The sequence below is a fragment of the Paracoccus sp. NIOT.M2S5SZ12 genome, from assembly GCF_057748165.1.
Window position 1 is genome coordinate 93,245 of sequence record NZ_JBYLFR010000002.1, and the last position, 13,610, is coordinate 106,854.

Sequence of the window (13,610 nt, forward strand, 5' to 3'; positions counted from 1 at the left end):
GGGCGGTGGGAAGGGGTCAGGCGCGCGGGGCCAACTGCCGCCAGGCGAAGGCCAGCACGAAGAGGGCCGTCAGGATGACGATGATGGTCGGTGCGGGCGCGCTGTCCAGCCAGAAGCTGGCCCAGATGCCCGCGAGGCTGGACGCGACCGCGATGGCGCAGGCCAGCGCCATCATCGCGGCCAGGCGGCGGGTCAGCAGGAAGGCGATGGCGCCGGGCGCGATCAGCAGGCCCACGGCCAGGATGATCCCCACCGCTGACAGCATCGCCACGACCGAGGCCGCGATCATCGCCAGCATCCCGTAATGCAGCCAGCCCACCCGCAGCCCCGAGACCCGCGCCTGCACCGGATCGAAGGCCAGCAGCGCGAAGTCCCGCCATTTGAGCAGCAGCGCCAGCGTCACCGCGGCTGCGATGGGCAGGGCCTGGGCAAAGTCGCCCGGCCCGATGCCGAGGATGTTGCCGAAGAGGATGTGATCCAGATGCACGCCGGGTGGAAAGACCGTGAAGAGGATCAGCCCGACCGCGAACATGCCCGCCATGACGACGCCCAGAGCGGTGTCGGGCTTGATGCGGCTGTTGGCGTCCAGCCAGCCTGATGACAGCGCGCAGATCATGCCGGCGGCAAAGGCCCCGACCAGCAGCGGCACGCCCAGGGCATAGGCCAGCACGATGCCCGGCAGGACCGCATGGCTGATGCCGTCGCCCATCAGCGCCCAGCCCTTGAGGACCAGAAAGCAGGACAGCAGCGCCGCCGGGATGGCCACGATCACCGCGATCAGCGCGGCATCCGCCATGACGGGAAAGGTGAAGGGCAGGATCAGCTCGTTCATGGCCGTGCCCTGACGGCGTCGCGGGCACGCCTGCGCGTGGCGCGCAGCCCGTGGGTGGGGGCGAAGGTGAAGGCCGCGAGGAAGATCAGCGTCTGCAGCGTCACGATGATGCCGCCCGTGGCTCCGTCCAGAAAGAAGCTGGCATAGGCGCCGATGGCCGAGGTCGTCGTGCCGATCGCGACCGAGATCGCGATTAGCCGCGGAAAGCGGTCGGTCAGCAGATAGGCCGTGGCCCCCGGCGTCACCACCAGCGCGATGACCAGGAAGGCGCCGACGGTCTGCATCGCCGCCACGGTCGATGCGGCCAGCAGGGTGAAGAACAGCGCCTTCATGCGGTTCGGATGCAGGCCGATGGTGCGGGCGTGGGTCTCGTCGAAGAACACCACCATCAGGTCGCGCCATTTCATCAGCAGGATCGCCAGCGAGACGCCCGAGATCAGCACCAGCTGGATCACGTCGCCCGGCGCGATGGCCAGGATGTTGCCCATGGTGATCGCCTGCAGGTCCACCGCGACCGGGTTCAGAGACACCATGAACAGCCCGATGCCGAAGAAGCCGGTGAAGATCAGGCCGATGATCGCGTCCTGTTTCAGCCCCGTGCGGGTGTTCAGGAACAGCATGGTCAGCGCGGCAAGCCCGCCCGAGAGGAACGCGCCGAGCGCGAAGGGCAGGCCCAGCATGTAGGCTCCGGCCACGCCCGGCACGATGGAATGGGAGAGCGCGTCGCCAATCAGGCTCCAGCCCTTGAGCATCAGATAGGCCGAGAGGAAGGCGCAGACGCCGCCAACCAGGGCCGAGACCCAGATCGCGGTCGTCATGTAGCCATAGGTGAAGGGGGTCAGGGCCAGTTCCATCATCGGGCGTCGTAGGCGGGGGTTTCACACCCCCGCACCCCCGTGGGATATTTGCGTGAAGAAGAAGTCATGCGCCGCCCCCCGTCCGGTGGCGGTCGTCGTAGAAGATCAGCGGGCGTTCGTCGTCGGTGAAGACATCGACGTTGCGGGCGTCGGCGTCGTCATGCAGGTCGCTGCCGCCCAGCATGAAATGGCGCAGCGTGCCGCCGAAGGCCTGGCGCAGATTGGCGGGGGTGAAGGTGGTCTCGGTCGGGCCGGAGGCCAGCACCGTGCCCTTGACCAGCACGACGCGGTCGCAATATTCGGGGACCGAGCCGAGGTCATGGGTCGAGACCAGCATCACCCGGCCTTCATCGCGCATCTGGCGCAAGAGCGTGATAATCGTCTGTTCGGTCTGCACGTCGACGCCGGTGAAGGGTTCGTCCAGCAGGATCACCCGTGCCTCCTGCGCCAGCGCGCGGGCCAGGAAGACACGCTTTTTCTGGCCGCCGGACAGCTCTCCGATCTGGCGGGTGGCGTAATCGGTCAGGCCCACGCGGGCCAGCGCGTCGGTCACCGCCTGGCGGTCGGCAGGTCGGGCGCGGCGCAAAAAGCCCATGTGACCGTAGCGCCCCATCATCACCACGTCGCGCACCAGAACGGGGAAGGTCCAGTCGACCTCCTCCGCCTGCGGGACATAGGCGACCAGGTTGCGCGACAGGGCCTGGCGCACGGTCAGGCCCAGGATGCGCACCTGTCCCGTCGCATGGGGCAGCAGGTCCATCAGCGCCTTGAACAGCGTCGATTTTCCCGCGCCGTTCACGCCGACCAGCGCGGTCACCGAGCCCTGCGGCACGGTGAAGCTGGCCTGCGCCAGGGCGCGGTGGCCGTTGCGATAGGCGACGGTCAGGTCGTGGACCTCGATGCCCAGGGGATCAGCCATCGGACAGCGCGTCCACGATGGTCTGCGAGGTCACCCGCAGCAGGTCCAGATAGGTCGGCACCGGTCCGTCCGTCTCCGACAGGCTGTCCACGTAGAGGACGCCGCCATAGTCCGCCCCGGTTTCCGCCGCGATGCTGCGGGCCGGGCGGTCCGAGACGGTGCTCTCCGAGAAGATCACCGGCGCGCCCGTGTCGCGCATGGCGTCGATCAGGGCGCGGACCTGCTGGGGCGTGCCCTGGCCTTCGGCGTTGATGGGCCAGAGATACATCTCGGTCAGGCCAAAATCGCGGGCCAGGTAGCTGAAGGCGCCCTCGGACGTCACCAGATAGCGGCGATCCTCGGGCAGGGCGCGGGCGGCGTCGCGCAGGGGGCCGATCGTGTCGGCGATCTGCTGCTTGTAGCTTTCGGCATTGGCGGCATAGGCGGCGGCGTTCTCGGGGTCGGCCCGGCCCATCGCGGCGGCGATGTTGTCGACATAGATCTGCGCCGAATCCAGCGCCATCCAGGCATGGGGGTTCGGCTTGCCTTCGTAATCGCCGCTGCGGATCGGCAGGGGGTCGATGCCCTCGGTCACCGTGACGATGGGCACGTCGCCCGCACGGTCCAGGTATTGCTGCGCCCATCCGTCCAAGTTCAGGCCGTTGACCAGGATCAGATCGGCATCGGCGATGCCGATGATGTCGCGCGGGCTGGGCTGATAGTCGTGGATCTCCGCCCCCGGCGGGGTGATGGACCGCACCTCGGCCAGGTGGCCGCCCACGTTGCGGGCCATGTCGGCGATGACGGTGAAGCTGGTGGCGACCTGCAGTTGGTCGGCACGCGCATGGGTCGGGATCAGGAACAGGAACGGCGTCAGGAATCGATACATCGCATCCTCCATTGGCATCTTTATCTGCGAACGGTTCGCAACTGTCAACAGTTGAGAACCAGTTGCAACTGGGCCGCGCCTGCGGCAGAATGCGCGCATGACCAGACGGCGTGCGGACAGGTTGGAACAGGCGTTGCGGGATGCGGGGGTCCGCGTCACGCGGCAGCGCGCTGCGCTGCTGCAGGTGATCGCCGCGGCCGAGGACCACCCCGACGCGGCCGAGCTTCATGCCCGCGCGGTCACCGCCGGGGCGGGGGTGTCGCTGGCCACGGTCTATCGCACGCTGACGACGCTGCAGGCGCAGGGCGTGATCGACAAGCTGGAATTCCAGGGAGAGCCCGCCCGTTGGGAGGCCGCCGATCAGCGCCACCACGACCACATGATCGACGTGGACAGCGGCGAGGTCATGGAGTTCACCAATGACCGGATCGAGCGCCTGCAGGCCGAGATCGCCGCCGAGATGGGCTATGACATCGTCCATCACCGGCTGGAGCTCTATGTGCGGCGGCGCTGATGCAGGTGTTCGACAGGATCATCAGCGACCGGGGGTCGCGCTATGCGGTGTCGGGCGGGCCTGCCGCCGACCGGGCGGCGGTGGCCGCGATGCTGGCCCAGCTGACGCGGGTCAAGCGGTTCCGACAGGCCACCCATCACAGCTGGGCCGCCATCCTGGGCGGCGAAGGCGTCAAGGACGATGACGGCGAAAGCGGCGCGGGGCAGCTGATCCTGCAGATGCTGGACCGCGCCGGCCTGCAGGATCATGTGGTCATCGTCACGCGCTGGTATGGCGGCAAGCATCTGGGCGGGGACCGGTTCCGGCATGTCGCCGATGCGGTGCGCCATTACCTGCGCGAGACGGGGCTGGACGTCAGGGCTTGATCATCACCTTGCCGGTGCGGCCGGGGGTCAGGGCCGCGTCCATCGCCGCGACTGCTTGGTCCAGGCCGAATTCGCCGCCCGAGGTCAGCTCCAGCTTACCCTCCATCACCAGGCCGATCAGCTCTCCGAACATGCGCTGACGGTCGGCGGGCGGGGTCGCGGGCATCACCTTGGCGCCCCAAAAGCCCTTGACGGACAGGTGCTTGAAGATGATCGGCCCGGCGGGCAGCTGCAGCGGATCGCCGGTGGTCGAGCCGAAGGTGACCGGCAGGCCCTCGGTGCCCAGCAGATCGACCAGACCGGCCGCGACCTCGCCGCCGACCGAATCGACCGCCGCGCGGGCGCCGTCATCGCCGATGATCTCGCGCGCCTTGGCCACCCAGTCCGGGTCGCTGGTCGAAATGACATCGGTCATGCCCATCGCGGTCAGCTCCTCGACCGCCTCGGGGCGGCGCACCAGGTTCAAGAGGCGCACGCCGCGCGACTGGGCCAGCACCGCCATGATCTTGCCCACCGCGCCGTTGGCGGCGGTCTGGACGACCCAGTCCCCCTTGCCGACATGCAGGAACTCCAGCAGCGTGATGGCGCTGAAGGGCATGGCGATCAGCTGCGCCGCGGCCGCATCGGGCATGGCGTCGGGGACGGGGATGGCGCCGGCGGCCTGGGCGATGGCGTATTCCGCCCAGGAGCCCTTAACCCCGGCAGCCGCGACGCGGCGGCCCTTCAGGGCGGGATCGACGCCGGGGCCGGTCTCCTCGACGATGCCCACGGCCTCGCTGCCGCCGATGGCGGGCAGGTCGGGACGCACGCCATAGGTGCCGCGGATGGTCCACAGGTCGTGGTTGTGGATCGGCGACAGGGTCACGCGGACCAGGATCTGGCCCTCGGCCGGGCTGGGGCGGTCGCGCTCGGCGGTCTGGACCACGTCGGCGGGTTCGCCGAAACGCTCGTGGATGATGCTGCGCATGGGATGTCCTTTCGGTCGGTCAGTCGTTGACCCCCGACCTAGGCATCCACCCCCTGTGCCGCCAGAGGCGAGGGCGTTGACGCGGGGTCAATTTTGGGTCAGGCGGCCTGCGCCTCGCGCATCAGGGCGCGGGTCTGGGCGCGGTCCAGGGCGGCCAGGCGGTCTTCGACCGACAGCCCGCGCGACCGGCCCCGCTCCCACAGGCGCAGGCAGGAGGTGGGCGACCAGGGCAGCGCCGCCCGCGCCAGCCACGCCCGCAGCGGCGCGGGCAGCGCGTCATAGGCGGCCATCGGATCGCGCGTGCGCCGGCGCTGACGCTGCGCGGTGCGGCCCAGATTGGCGTTCCGGCCGGTCAGCATGACGCGGCCTCCTCCACCGGATCGACGACCACCAGCAGCCGCACCTGACCCGCGATCGCGGGCGGAGAGCGGTGCAGGATGCCGGTGGGTTCGCCCGGCCAGGCGCGGCCGCGGAACAGGCCGACGCTGCCCGTGGGCATGGCCTGCGCCCGGTCGACCTCGGCCAGGCCGGTCGCGGGGCCGAACTGCGTGCCCGCCCCGCGCAGCGTGCAGAGCAGCCGTGCGCGCACCGCATCCAGATGCCATTTCGGGCAGGCCTGCCCGGTGGCCACATCGACCCGCAGCGCGACCATCAGCGCCTCCATGTGCCGCGCGGCCAGCTGCGTCAGCTCGGCGATGCGCGCGATCAGCGCCCGTCGCTGCGGGTCGTCGGGCAGGGCTGCGGCGTCGCAGGCCGCGGCCAGCGCCGCCGCCGCGTCGCGGGGGCGCAGGACCTGGCGCAGGCGCGGCAGGCGTTCGGGCGGCAGCGCGTCCAGCCAGGCCTGCCAGTCGGGGTCGGGCCGGGGGTGCCACAGCGCGACCGCGACACCCGGCATCGCGATGGTGCCCAGCACGCGGGGGTCGTGCCCGTCGGTCATGCCCGTGGCGGGGCGCAGGACGACGGGCCGGTTCATGCCGCCTCCGCGGCGCGGCGCCAGGCGGGGAAGGGGTCCGGCAGAGCGGTCCAGCCCGCCGGGTTGTCGCCCCATTCCTCGCCCAGGAGGCAGGCGTCCAAGCGGGCGCGGATGCGGTCCTCGTCCATGCCGGCGCCGATGAAGACCAGCTCCTGCCGCCGGTCGCCGAAGGGTTCGGACCAATGCGCGTCCAGATAGGCGCGGCCTTCAGGATGGGTGGGCCAGCGGTCGCGCGGGACCGAGGCCCACCACTGCCCCAGGGGCCGGACCGAAGACAGGGCGCCCGTCAGCGAGAATTCCGCCACCCAATCGGGCCGCGTGGCGACCCAGAAATGCCCCTTGGCGCGGATCACGCCGGGCAGGGGGCCGTTCAGCAGCTCGTGGATCTTGCGCGGCTCGAAGGGCAGGCGGGCGCGATAGACGAAGCTGGCGATGCCGTATTCCTCGGTCTCGGGGGTGTGGTCGGCATGACCGTAAAGCTCCTTGGCCCACATCGGATGCGTGTGCGCGCGGTCAAAGTCGAACAGGCCGGTGTTCAGGATGTCCGACGGCGCGACGCGGCCGTGATCTGTCTCGATGATGCGGGCGTCGGCGTTCAGCGCGCGGATGATCTTGCGCGCCGCATCCACGCGGGCGGGGCCGGCATCGGCGCATTTGTTCAGCACGATGACATCGGCGAACTCCATCTGATCGGTCAGCAGGTCGACCAGCGTGCGCGTGTCGCCCTCGCCCATCACCTCGCCCCGGTCGGAGAGAAAGTCGTGGCTGGAGAAGTCCGCCGTCAGGTTCACCGCATCGACCACGGTCACCATCGTGTCCAGCCGGGCGACCTCGGACAGGCTGGCGCCGCCCTCGTCGGCGAACTCGAAGGTGGTGGCGACGGGCAGCGGCTCGCTGATGCCGGTCGACTCGATCAGCAGGTGGTCGAAGCGGCCCGCCTCGGTTAGGCGGCGCACCTCGATCAGCAGGTCCTCGCGCAGCGTGCAGCAGATGCAGCCGTTCGACATCTCGACCAGGGTCTCCTGGGTCTGCGACAGGCCGCCCTCGGCGCGGACTAGATCGGCGTCGATGTTCACCTCCGACATGTCGTTCACGATCACCGCGACGCGCAGCCCGTCGCGGTTGTTCAGGACGCGGTTCAGCAGCGTCGTCTTGCCCGCGCCCAGAAAGCCGGAGAGCACGGTGACGGGAAGGCGGGGATCAGGGGTCATGGCGAGACCTTTCAGTTCGGGACCCGCGTAAAGTAATAGTATAACATTACGCGATGCAAGCAGGCATTGACGCCCCGCCCCCTTTAGGCCATGCCGCGCCCCATGCTGCGCATCGATGACATCAGTTACTCCATCCAGGGCCGCCCCTTGTTCCAAGGCGCGACCGCCACGATTCCCGAAGGCCACAAGATCGGCCTCGTCGGTCCGAACGGGGCGGGCAAGACCACGCTGTTCCGCCTGATCAAGGGCGAGGCGCAGCTGGACGGCGGTGCCATCAGCCTGCCGTCGCGGGCCCGCATCGGCGGCGTCGCGCAGGAATCGGCCGCCACCGGGCGGTCGGTCCTGGAGACGGTGCTGGACGCGGACGTGGAGCGCACCGCGCTGATGGCCGAGGCCGCCACCGCGACCGACCCGAACCGCATCGCCGAGATCCAGACCCGCCTGACCGACATCGACGCCTGGTCGGCCGAGGCCCGCGCCGCGACGATCCTGGACGGCCTGGGCTTTCCGACCGCCGATCAGGCGCGTCCGACCAGCGATTTCAGCGGCGGCTGGCGGATGCGCGTCGCGCTGGCGGGGGTGCTGTTCGCGCAGCCCGACCTGCTGCTTCTGGACGAGCCTACGAACTATCTGGACCTGGAGGGGGCGCTGTGGCTGGAGGGCTATCTTGCGCGCTATCCGCATACCGTCATCATCATCAGCCACGACCGCGGCCTGCTGAACCGCGCGGTGGGCCATATCCTGCATCTGGAAGACAAGAAGCTGACGCTCTATACCGGCGGCTATGACAGCTTCACGCGCATCCGCGCGGAAAAGCGCGCCCTGCAGGCCGCCGAAGCCAGGAAGCAGGCCGACCGCCGCGCGCATCTGCAAAGCTTCGTCGACCGCTTCGGCGCCAAGGCCTCCAAGGCGCGCCAGGCCCAGGCCCGCGTCAAGATGCTGGCCAAGATGGAGCCGATCACCGCGCCCGAGGAGGCGAAGTTCTTCCGTTTCACCTTCCCGCAGCCCGAGGAGATGTCGCCCCCCATCGTGGCGATGGAGGGTCTGTCGGTCGGCTATGGCGAGCGCGCGGTGCTGCGAAAACTGAACCTGCGCATCGACCAGGACGACCGGATCGCGCTGCTGGGCCGCAACGGGCAGGGCAAGTCGACCCTGTCGAAGCTCTTGGCCGACCGGCTGGCGCCGATGGAGGGGCGGGTGACGCGGTCCTCCAAGCTGCGCGTGGGCTATTTCGCGCAGCACCAGGTCGACGAGTTGCATCTGGACGAGACGCCCCTGGACCACATCCGCTCGGTCCGGCCCGACGAGGGGCAGGCCAAGCAGCGCGCGCGGCTGGCGGGCTTCGGCCTGATGGAGGCGCAGGCCGAGACCAAGGTGCGCGCCCTGTCCGGCGGCCAGAAGGCGCGCCTGTCGCTGCTGCTGGCCACGATCGACGCGCCGCATCTGCTGATCCTGGACGAGCCCACGAACCACCTCGACATCGAGAGCCGCGAGGCGCTGTCCGAGGCGCTGAACGACTATACCGGCGCGGTGGTGCTGGTCAGCCACGACATGCACCTGCTGGGGCTGGTCGCGGACCGGCTGTGGCTGGTCAGGGACGGCGCGGTCGCCCCCTACGAGGGCGATCTGGACGATTACCGCAAGTTCCTGCTGTCGGGCGACGCCCCGGCCGAGAAGCCGGCCGAGGCTGCCAGGCCCGCTGCCCCCAAGCGTCCCGGCCGCGACGCCGTTCTGGCGCTGCGCGCCGAGGCCCGCAAGTCCGAGGAACGGGTGCAGAAGTTGACCGAGATGATTGCCAAGCTGGACGTCAAGCTGGCCGATCCCGCGCTCTACAACGATCCCTACGAGGCCGAGAAATGGGGCAAGAAGCGGGCCGAGGCGGTCCGCGCGCTGTCCTTTGCCGAGGAGCTGTGGATGGGCGCGCTGGAAAAGCTGGAAGCCGCCGAGAAGGGGTGACCGGCCTCCGCCTGACGCGGCCGTGATCGCGGAACTGTTGCGAAAATGCGGCGGATGGAACAGGATATTCGTCGGATGGTTGTGCGCCCGGGGGCAGGCGCACTACATGCCCCGAAAGCCCCATTCGCGCGGATCAGACCCCATGAAATACGCCCTTGCCCTTGCCGTCCTGTTCGCCGTTCCCGCCCATGCGCAGGATTTCGGCATTGCCGGGGGGCGGACCTATTCGGTCGATCTGGGCTTGGGCGCGACGGTCGGCCCGTCCTATCCGGGCGCTGAGGATGCCGAGGTCTCGCCCTGGATCATCTGGCGCAATGCGGGCTTCGGTCCGGTCGGCACGGCACCCGAGCAGGGCTTCTCCATCGCACCGTCCTTCGGCACGGTTGGCAAGCGCGAGAGCGGTGACGACGCCTCCCTTGCGGGGCTGGATGACATCGACCGCGCCTATGAGCTGGGCCTGCGGGTCAGCTATGGCGCGGGGCCGGTGACGGCCTATGGCAGCCTGCGCCGCGGATTCGACGGCCATGAGGGCCTGACCGGAGAGCTGGGCACGAAGTACCGCACCGAGCTGAGCGACCGCGTGACCCTGTGGTCGGGTGCCGAGCTGGTCTATGGCAACGACGACTTCAACAACACCTATTTCGGCGTGACGCCCGCCGAGAGCGCCGCCAGCGGTCTGGCCGCGACCGCGCCCGGCGGCGGCCTGAACGAGGCCGCGATCACCTTCGAGGCGCGCTATGCCATCAACGACACGACCGCCCTGCTGGGCGAGGTGCGTTACGGCAAGCTGATCGGCGACGCCGCCGATTCGCCGGTGGTCCAGGACGAATACCAGCCCTCGCTGCGCCTTGGCGTGACGCGCCGGTTCTCCTTCGGCTTCTGACCTGCCAATGGTCATCGAATCGGGGTCGCGCGCGGCGCGGCCCTTTTTCCCGTCGAAACGTTTTAAGCCTGAAATAATTTCTTGACAGGTCGCGCCCGCCTGTTGCGTTCTGGTGTCAAGGCATCAGAACCGGGCCGCGACCAACGCGGTCCCCGCCAACAGGGAAAGACCGCACCATGACCCAGACCCGTTCGCTGATCGCGGCGCTTGCCGCAACGACCGCCCTGGCCGCCCCGGCCATGGCGCAGGACGACACGCTGACCGTGGGCGTGCTGCTGACGCTCTCCGGCCCCGGCGCCGTGCTGGGAGAGATGGCGCGCGACGGCTTCCTGCTGGCCGCCGAGGAGATCGGCGATCTGGGCGGCATCCCCACCGAGATCATCGTGGTCGACGACGAACAGAAGCCCGACGTCGCCGCCAACAAGGCCCGCGAACTGGTCGAGCGGAACGGCGCGGACATCGTGGTCGGGCCGATCTTCTCCAACGTCGCGGGTGCCATCGTGCAGCCGGTGACGCAGGGCGGCGGCATCCTGATCAGCCCGAATGCCGGCCCGTCGAACCTGGCCGGGGCGGAATGCAACAAGGCCTTCTTCGCGACCTCCTATCAGAACGACCAGATGCACGAGGTGATGGGCGCCCATGCGCAGGCGCAGGGGTTCCAGAACGTCTTCCTGCTGGCCCCGAACTATCAGGCCGGGCAGGATGCGCTGGCGGGCTTCAAGAAGAGCTATACCGGCGGCGTCGCGGGAGAGATCTTCACCCAGATGGGCCAGCTGGACTATTCCGCCGAACTGGCCCAGATCGCCGCGATGCAGCCCGATGCGGTCTTTGCCTTCATGCCGGGCGGCATGGGTGTGAACCTGGTGCGCCAGTATCGCCAGGCCGGGCTGGAGGGCATCCCCTTCCTGTCGGCCTTCACCGTGGACGAGGCGACGCTGCCCGCGCAGGCCGAGGCGGCCTTGGGCTTCTTTGCCGGATCTAACTGGGCGCCCGATCTGGACACGCCGGAAAACGCGGCGTTTGTGGCGGCCTATGAGGCGAAATACGGCCATGTGCCCGGCGTCTATGCGATGCAGGGCTATGACGCGGCCCGCCTGATCGACGGCGCGCTGCGCGAGGCGGGCGGCACCGACCGCGACGCGCTGATCGCGGCGCTGGAGGGGGCGCCCTTCACCTCGGTCCGCGGCGATTTCAGCTTTGGTCCCAACCACTTCCCGATCCAGGATTTCTACCTGACCACGGTCGTGCAGCGCGAGGACGGCAAGTTCGCCACCTCGGTTGTGGAAAAGATCTTCGACGACTATCAGGACAACTACGCCGCCAACTGCCAGATGAACTGAACCGATGACCAGCCTGTTCCTGCTGCAGCTGCTGAACGGGGTGCAGCTGGGGGTCCTTCTGTTCCTGATCGCCGCCGGGCTGACCTTGGTCTTCGGGATCATGGATTTCGTGAACCTGGCCCATGGCGTGATTTACATGGTCGGCGCCTATCTGGTGGTGATGTTCGCGTCCATGACCGGCAGCTACGGGCTGGGCCTCCTGCTGACCCTTCCCGCGACGCTGGTCATCGGGCTGATGCTGGAGGCGCTGATCTTTCGCCGCCTTTATGACCGCCCGCATCTGGATCAGGTGCTGGCGACCTTCGGGCTGGTCATGGTGGTGACGGAGCTGGTCAAGATCATCTGGGGCCAGTCGCCGCTGTCGATTCTGCCGCCCGACGCGCTGTCGGGGTCGGTGCCGTTGGTGGGCGCGCTGCGCTATCCGGTGTTCCGGCTGGTGGTGATCGCGGCGGGGCTGGCGGTCGCCGTGGGGCTGTGGCTGGTCATCACGCGGACCCGCATCGGCATGCGCCTGCGGGCGGGCGCCACCAACCGCGCTATGGTGGGCGCGCTTGGCGTCGATATCGGGCGGCTGTTCACCGTCATCTTCGCCTTCGGCGCGATGCTGGCGGGGTTCGCGGGGGCGATGGTGGCACCCATCCTGTCGGTCGATCCGGGGATGGGGGAAAGCGTGCTGATCCTGGCCTTCGTGGTGATCGTCATTGGCGGTATCGGCTCGGTCAAGGGCGCCTTCGCGGGCGCGCTGCTGGTGGGGATCGTCGACACCTTGGGCCGCAGCTTCGGCCCGATCATCCTGCGCGCGGTGATGGAGCCCTCGGCCGCCGCCCAGACCGGGCGGGTGCTGGCGCCGATGCTGGTCTATGTGCTGATGGCCGCGATCCTGGCCGCCCGGCCGCAGGGCCTGTTCGGAGCGCGCCCATGACCCGCTGGCTGATGCGCCGCCGGGTTGCGGCCTGGGCGATCTTCGGCGGTTTCGCCATCCTGCCGCTGATCGCGGCGGTAACGGGGGACCCCTATCTGGTCGTCGTGGCGACGCGCATCCTGGCCTTCGCCATGGCGGCCTTGGCGCTGGATCTGATCCTGGGCTATGGCGGCATGGTCAGTTTCGGCCACGCGGCCTATCTGGGCATTGGCGCCTATGCGGTGGCGATCCTCAGCCGCGCGGGCATCACCGATCTGGGCGCGCATCTGGGCGTGGCGGTGGTCGCGGGCGCGCTGTTCGCGCTGGTCACCGGGGCGATCAGCCTGCGCACGCGGGGCATCTATTTCATCATGATCACGCTGGCCTTCGCGCAGATGGCCTATTTCTTCTTCGTCTCGCTGTCGGCCTATGGGGGCGACGACGGGGTGACGCTGACGGCGCGGTCCACCGTGCTGGGGCGGGACTGGCTGGCCGATGACCGGGTGCTATACTACGCGGCGCTGGCGATGCTGGCGGGGCTCTATCTGCTGTGTGTTGCGATCACCGGGTCGCGCTTCGGACGGGTACTGACGGGCGCGCGGGAGAACCCGCTGCGGATGCAGGCGGTGGGCTTCACCCCCTTCCGGTTCCAGCTGACGGCCTTCGTCATCTCGGGCGCGATGACGGCCATCGCCGGGGTGATCCTGGCCAATCAGGCCAGCTTCGTCTCGCCCTCCTACATGAACTGGCACCGCTCGGGCGAGCTGGTGGTGATGGTCGTCCTGGGCGGCATCGGCAACCTGCTGGGCGCCATCGCCGGGGCCACGCTGGCGCTGCTGCTGGAGGAATGGCTGGCGCTCTTTACCGAACATTGGCGGCTGATCTTCGGCGCGCTGCTGATCCTGGTCGTGCTGTTCTCGCGCGACGGGCTGACGGGGCTGTTCAAGGGATTGTCCGGGGGGCGCGGGAAATGAGCCTTCTCTCCGTGCGCGGGTTGCGCAAGGCCTATGGCGCGCTGAAGGTC

At 69.0% G+C, this 13,610-nt stretch carries 15 protein-coding genes; 7 read left to right on the forward strand and 8 right to left on the reverse strand.

Translation table 11 applies throughout. The features are described from left to right. Window positions 1-16 precede the first annotated feature (16 nt). From AC2SGK_RS02240 to AC2SGK_RS02255, 4 genes are all read right to left on the reverse strand, one after another. Window positions 17-832 (reverse strand): metal ABC transporter permease, encoded by an 816-nt coding sequence (locus tag AC2SGK_RS02240; RefSeq protein WP_488321977.1) that lies wholly within the window; start codon window positions 830-832, stop codon window positions 17-19. Further along, entirely contained in the window at window positions 829-1,686 is an 858-nt protein-coding gene (locus AC2SGK_RS02245; RefSeq protein ID WP_488322199.1) for a metal ABC transporter permease, read from the reverse strand. Before AC2SGK_RS02245 ends, AC2SGK_RS02240 begins: the two co-directional genes overlap by 4 nt. A 67-nt stretch (window positions 1,687-1,753) precedes the next feature. After that, window positions 1,754-2,608 (reverse strand): manganese/iron ABC transporter ATP-binding protein, encoded by an 855-nt coding sequence (locus tag AC2SGK_RS02250; protein WP_488321978.1) that lies wholly within the window; start codon window positions 2,606-2,608, stop codon window positions 1,754-1,756. Next, entirely contained in the window at window positions 2,601-3,476 is an 876-nt protein-coding gene (locus AC2SGK_RS02255; RefSeq protein WP_488321979.1) for a metal ABC transporter substrate-binding protein, read from the reverse strand. The genes AC2SGK_RS02250 and AC2SGK_RS02255 overlap by 8 nt, the downstream gene beginning before the upstream one ends. A gap of 97 nt (window positions 3,477-3,573) precedes the next feature. Here AC2SGK_RS02255 and AC2SGK_RS02260 point away from each other — a divergent pair, with 97 nt between their 5' ends. Then, entirely contained in the window at window positions 3,574-3,990 is a 417-nt protein-coding gene (locus tag AC2SGK_RS02260) for a Fur family transcriptional regulator (RefSeq protein WP_488321980.1), read from the forward strand. Beyond that, a complete protein-coding gene (locus tag AC2SGK_RS02265; protein ID WP_488321981.1) occupies window positions 3,990-4,355 on the forward strand; it encodes a YigZ family protein in 366 nt (121 codons plus the stop codon). Before AC2SGK_RS02260 ends, AC2SGK_RS02265 begins: the two co-directional genes overlap by 1 nt. On the opposite strand, the gene AC2SGK_RS02270 is transcribed toward AC2SGK_RS02265, so the two are convergent. The 4 genes from AC2SGK_RS02270 to AC2SGK_RS02285 form a co-directional block, all read right to left on the reverse strand. Beyond that, window positions 4,345-5,322 (reverse strand): zinc-binding dehydrogenase, encoded by a 978-nt coding sequence (locus AC2SGK_RS02270; protein WP_488321982.1) that lies wholly within the window; start codon window positions 5,320-5,322, stop codon window positions 4,345-4,347. The two genes, AC2SGK_RS02265 and AC2SGK_RS02270, sit on opposite strands and share 11 nt — an antisense overlap. A 98-nt stretch (window positions 5,323-5,420) precedes the next feature. Beyond that, complete coding sequence (locus tag AC2SGK_RS02275) at window positions 5,421-5,681, reverse strand: DUF6525 family protein (protein ID WP_488321983.1); 261 nt, start codon at window positions 5,679-5,681, stop codon at window positions 5,421-5,423. Continuing rightward, window positions 5,675-6,295, reverse strand: a complete 621-nt coding sequence (locus tag AC2SGK_RS02280; RefSeq protein ID WP_488321984.1) for a DUF1826 domain-containing protein — start codon at window positions 6,293-6,295, stop codon at window positions 5,675-5,677. The genes AC2SGK_RS02275 and AC2SGK_RS02280 overlap by 7 nt, the downstream gene beginning before the upstream one ends. Further along, the gene (locus AC2SGK_RS02285; RefSeq protein ID WP_488321985.1) at window positions 6,292-7,506 is read right to left on the reverse strand and encodes a GTP-binding protein; all 1,215 of its coding nucleotides are present in this window, start codon (window positions 7,504-7,506) and stop codon (window positions 6,292-6,294) included. Before AC2SGK_RS02285 ends, AC2SGK_RS02280 begins: the two co-directional genes overlap by 4 nt. Before the next feature lie 102 nt (window positions 7,507-7,608). Here AC2SGK_RS02285 and AC2SGK_RS02290 point away from each other — a divergent pair, with 102 nt between their 5' ends. From AC2SGK_RS02290 to AC2SGK_RS02310, 5 genes are all read left to right on the forward strand, one after another. Next, the gene (locus AC2SGK_RS02290) at window positions 7,609-9,462 is read left to right on the forward strand and encodes an ABC-F family ATP-binding cassette domain-containing protein (protein WP_488321986.1); all 1,854 of its coding nucleotides are present in this window, start codon (window positions 7,609-7,611) and stop codon (window positions 9,460-9,462) included. Between the two features lie 142 nt (window positions 9,463-9,604). Continuing rightward, window positions 9,605-10,345, forward strand: a complete 741-nt coding sequence (locus AC2SGK_RS02295) for a MipA/OmpV family protein (protein WP_488321987.1) — start codon at window positions 9,605-9,607, stop codon at window positions 10,343-10,345. Between the two features lie 176 nt (window positions 10,346-10,521). Continuing rightward, a complete protein-coding gene (locus tag AC2SGK_RS02300) occupies window positions 10,522-11,685 on the forward strand; it encodes an ABC transporter substrate-binding protein (RefSeq protein WP_046000169.1) in 1,164 nt (387 codons plus the stop codon). Window positions 11,686-11,689: 4 nt separating this feature from the next. Next, on the forward strand, window positions 11,690-12,607 hold the full coding sequence (locus AC2SGK_RS02305) for a branched-chain amino acid ABC transporter permease (RefSeq protein ID WP_488321988.1): 918 nt from the start codon (window positions 11,690-11,692) through the stop codon (window positions 12,605-12,607). After that, entirely contained in the window at window positions 12,604-13,560 is a 957-nt protein-coding gene (locus tag AC2SGK_RS02310; RefSeq protein ID WP_488321989.1) for a branched-chain amino acid ABC transporter permease, read from the forward strand. The genes AC2SGK_RS02305 and AC2SGK_RS02310 overlap by 4 nt, the downstream gene beginning before the upstream one ends. The last annotated feature ends 50 nt before the right edge of the window (window positions 13,561-13,610 follow it).

Coding starts and splice junctions, on each gene's coding strand:
- AC2SGK_RS02240 (WP_488321977.1), bottom strand. CDS start 832: ATGAACGAGCTGATCCTGCCCTTCACCTTTCCCGTCATGGCGGATGCC.
- AC2SGK_RS02245 (WP_488322199.1), bottom strand. CDS start 1,686: ATGGAACTGGCCCTGACCCCCTTCACCTATGGCTACATGACGACCGCG.
- AC2SGK_RS02250 (WP_488321978.1), bottom strand. CDS start 2,608: ATGGCTGATCCCCTGGGCATCGAGGTCCACGACCTGACCGTCGCCTAT.
- AC2SGK_RS02255 (WP_488321979.1), bottom strand. CDS start 3,476: ATGTATCGATTCCTGACGCCGTTCCTGTTCCTGATCCCGACCCATGCG.
- AC2SGK_RS02260 (WP_488321980.1), top strand. CDS start 3,574: ATGACCAGACGGCGTGCGGACAGGTTGGAACAGGCGTTGCGGGATGCG.
- AC2SGK_RS02265 (WP_488321981.1), top strand. CDS start 3,990: ATGCAGGTGTTCGACAGGATCATCAGCGACCGGGGGTCGCGCTATGCG.
- AC2SGK_RS02270 (WP_488321982.1), bottom strand. CDS start 5,322: ATGCGCAGCATCATCCACGAGCGTTTCGGCGAACCCGCCGACGTGGTC.
- AC2SGK_RS02275 (WP_488321983.1), bottom strand. CDS start 5,681: ATGCTGACCGGCCGGAACGCCAATCTGGGCCGCACCGCGCAGCGTCAG.
- AC2SGK_RS02280 (WP_488321984.1), bottom strand. CDS start 6,295: ATGAACCGGCCCGTCGTCCTGCGCCCCGCCACGGGCATGACCGACGGG.
- AC2SGK_RS02285 (WP_488321985.1), bottom strand. CDS start 7,506: ATGACCCCTGATCCCCGCCTTCCCGTCACCGTGCTCTCCGGCTTTCTG.
- AC2SGK_RS02290 (WP_488321986.1), top strand. CDS start 7,609: ATGCTGCGCATCGATGACATCAGTTACTCCATCCAGGGCCGCCCCTTG.
- AC2SGK_RS02295 (WP_488321987.1), top strand. CDS start 9,605: ATGAAATACGCCCTTGCCCTTGCCGTCCTGTTCGCCGTTCCCGCCCAT.
- AC2SGK_RS02300 (WP_046000169.1), top strand. CDS start 10,522: ATGACCCAGACCCGTTCGCTGATCGCGGCGCTTGCCGCAACGACCGCC.
- AC2SGK_RS02305 (WP_488321988.1), top strand. CDS start 11,690: ATGACCAGCCTGTTCCTGCTGCAGCTGCTGAACGGGGTGCAGCTGGGG.
- AC2SGK_RS02310 (WP_488321989.1), top strand. CDS start 12,604: ATGACCCGCTGGCTGATGCGCCGCCGGGTTGCGGCCTGGGCGATCTTC.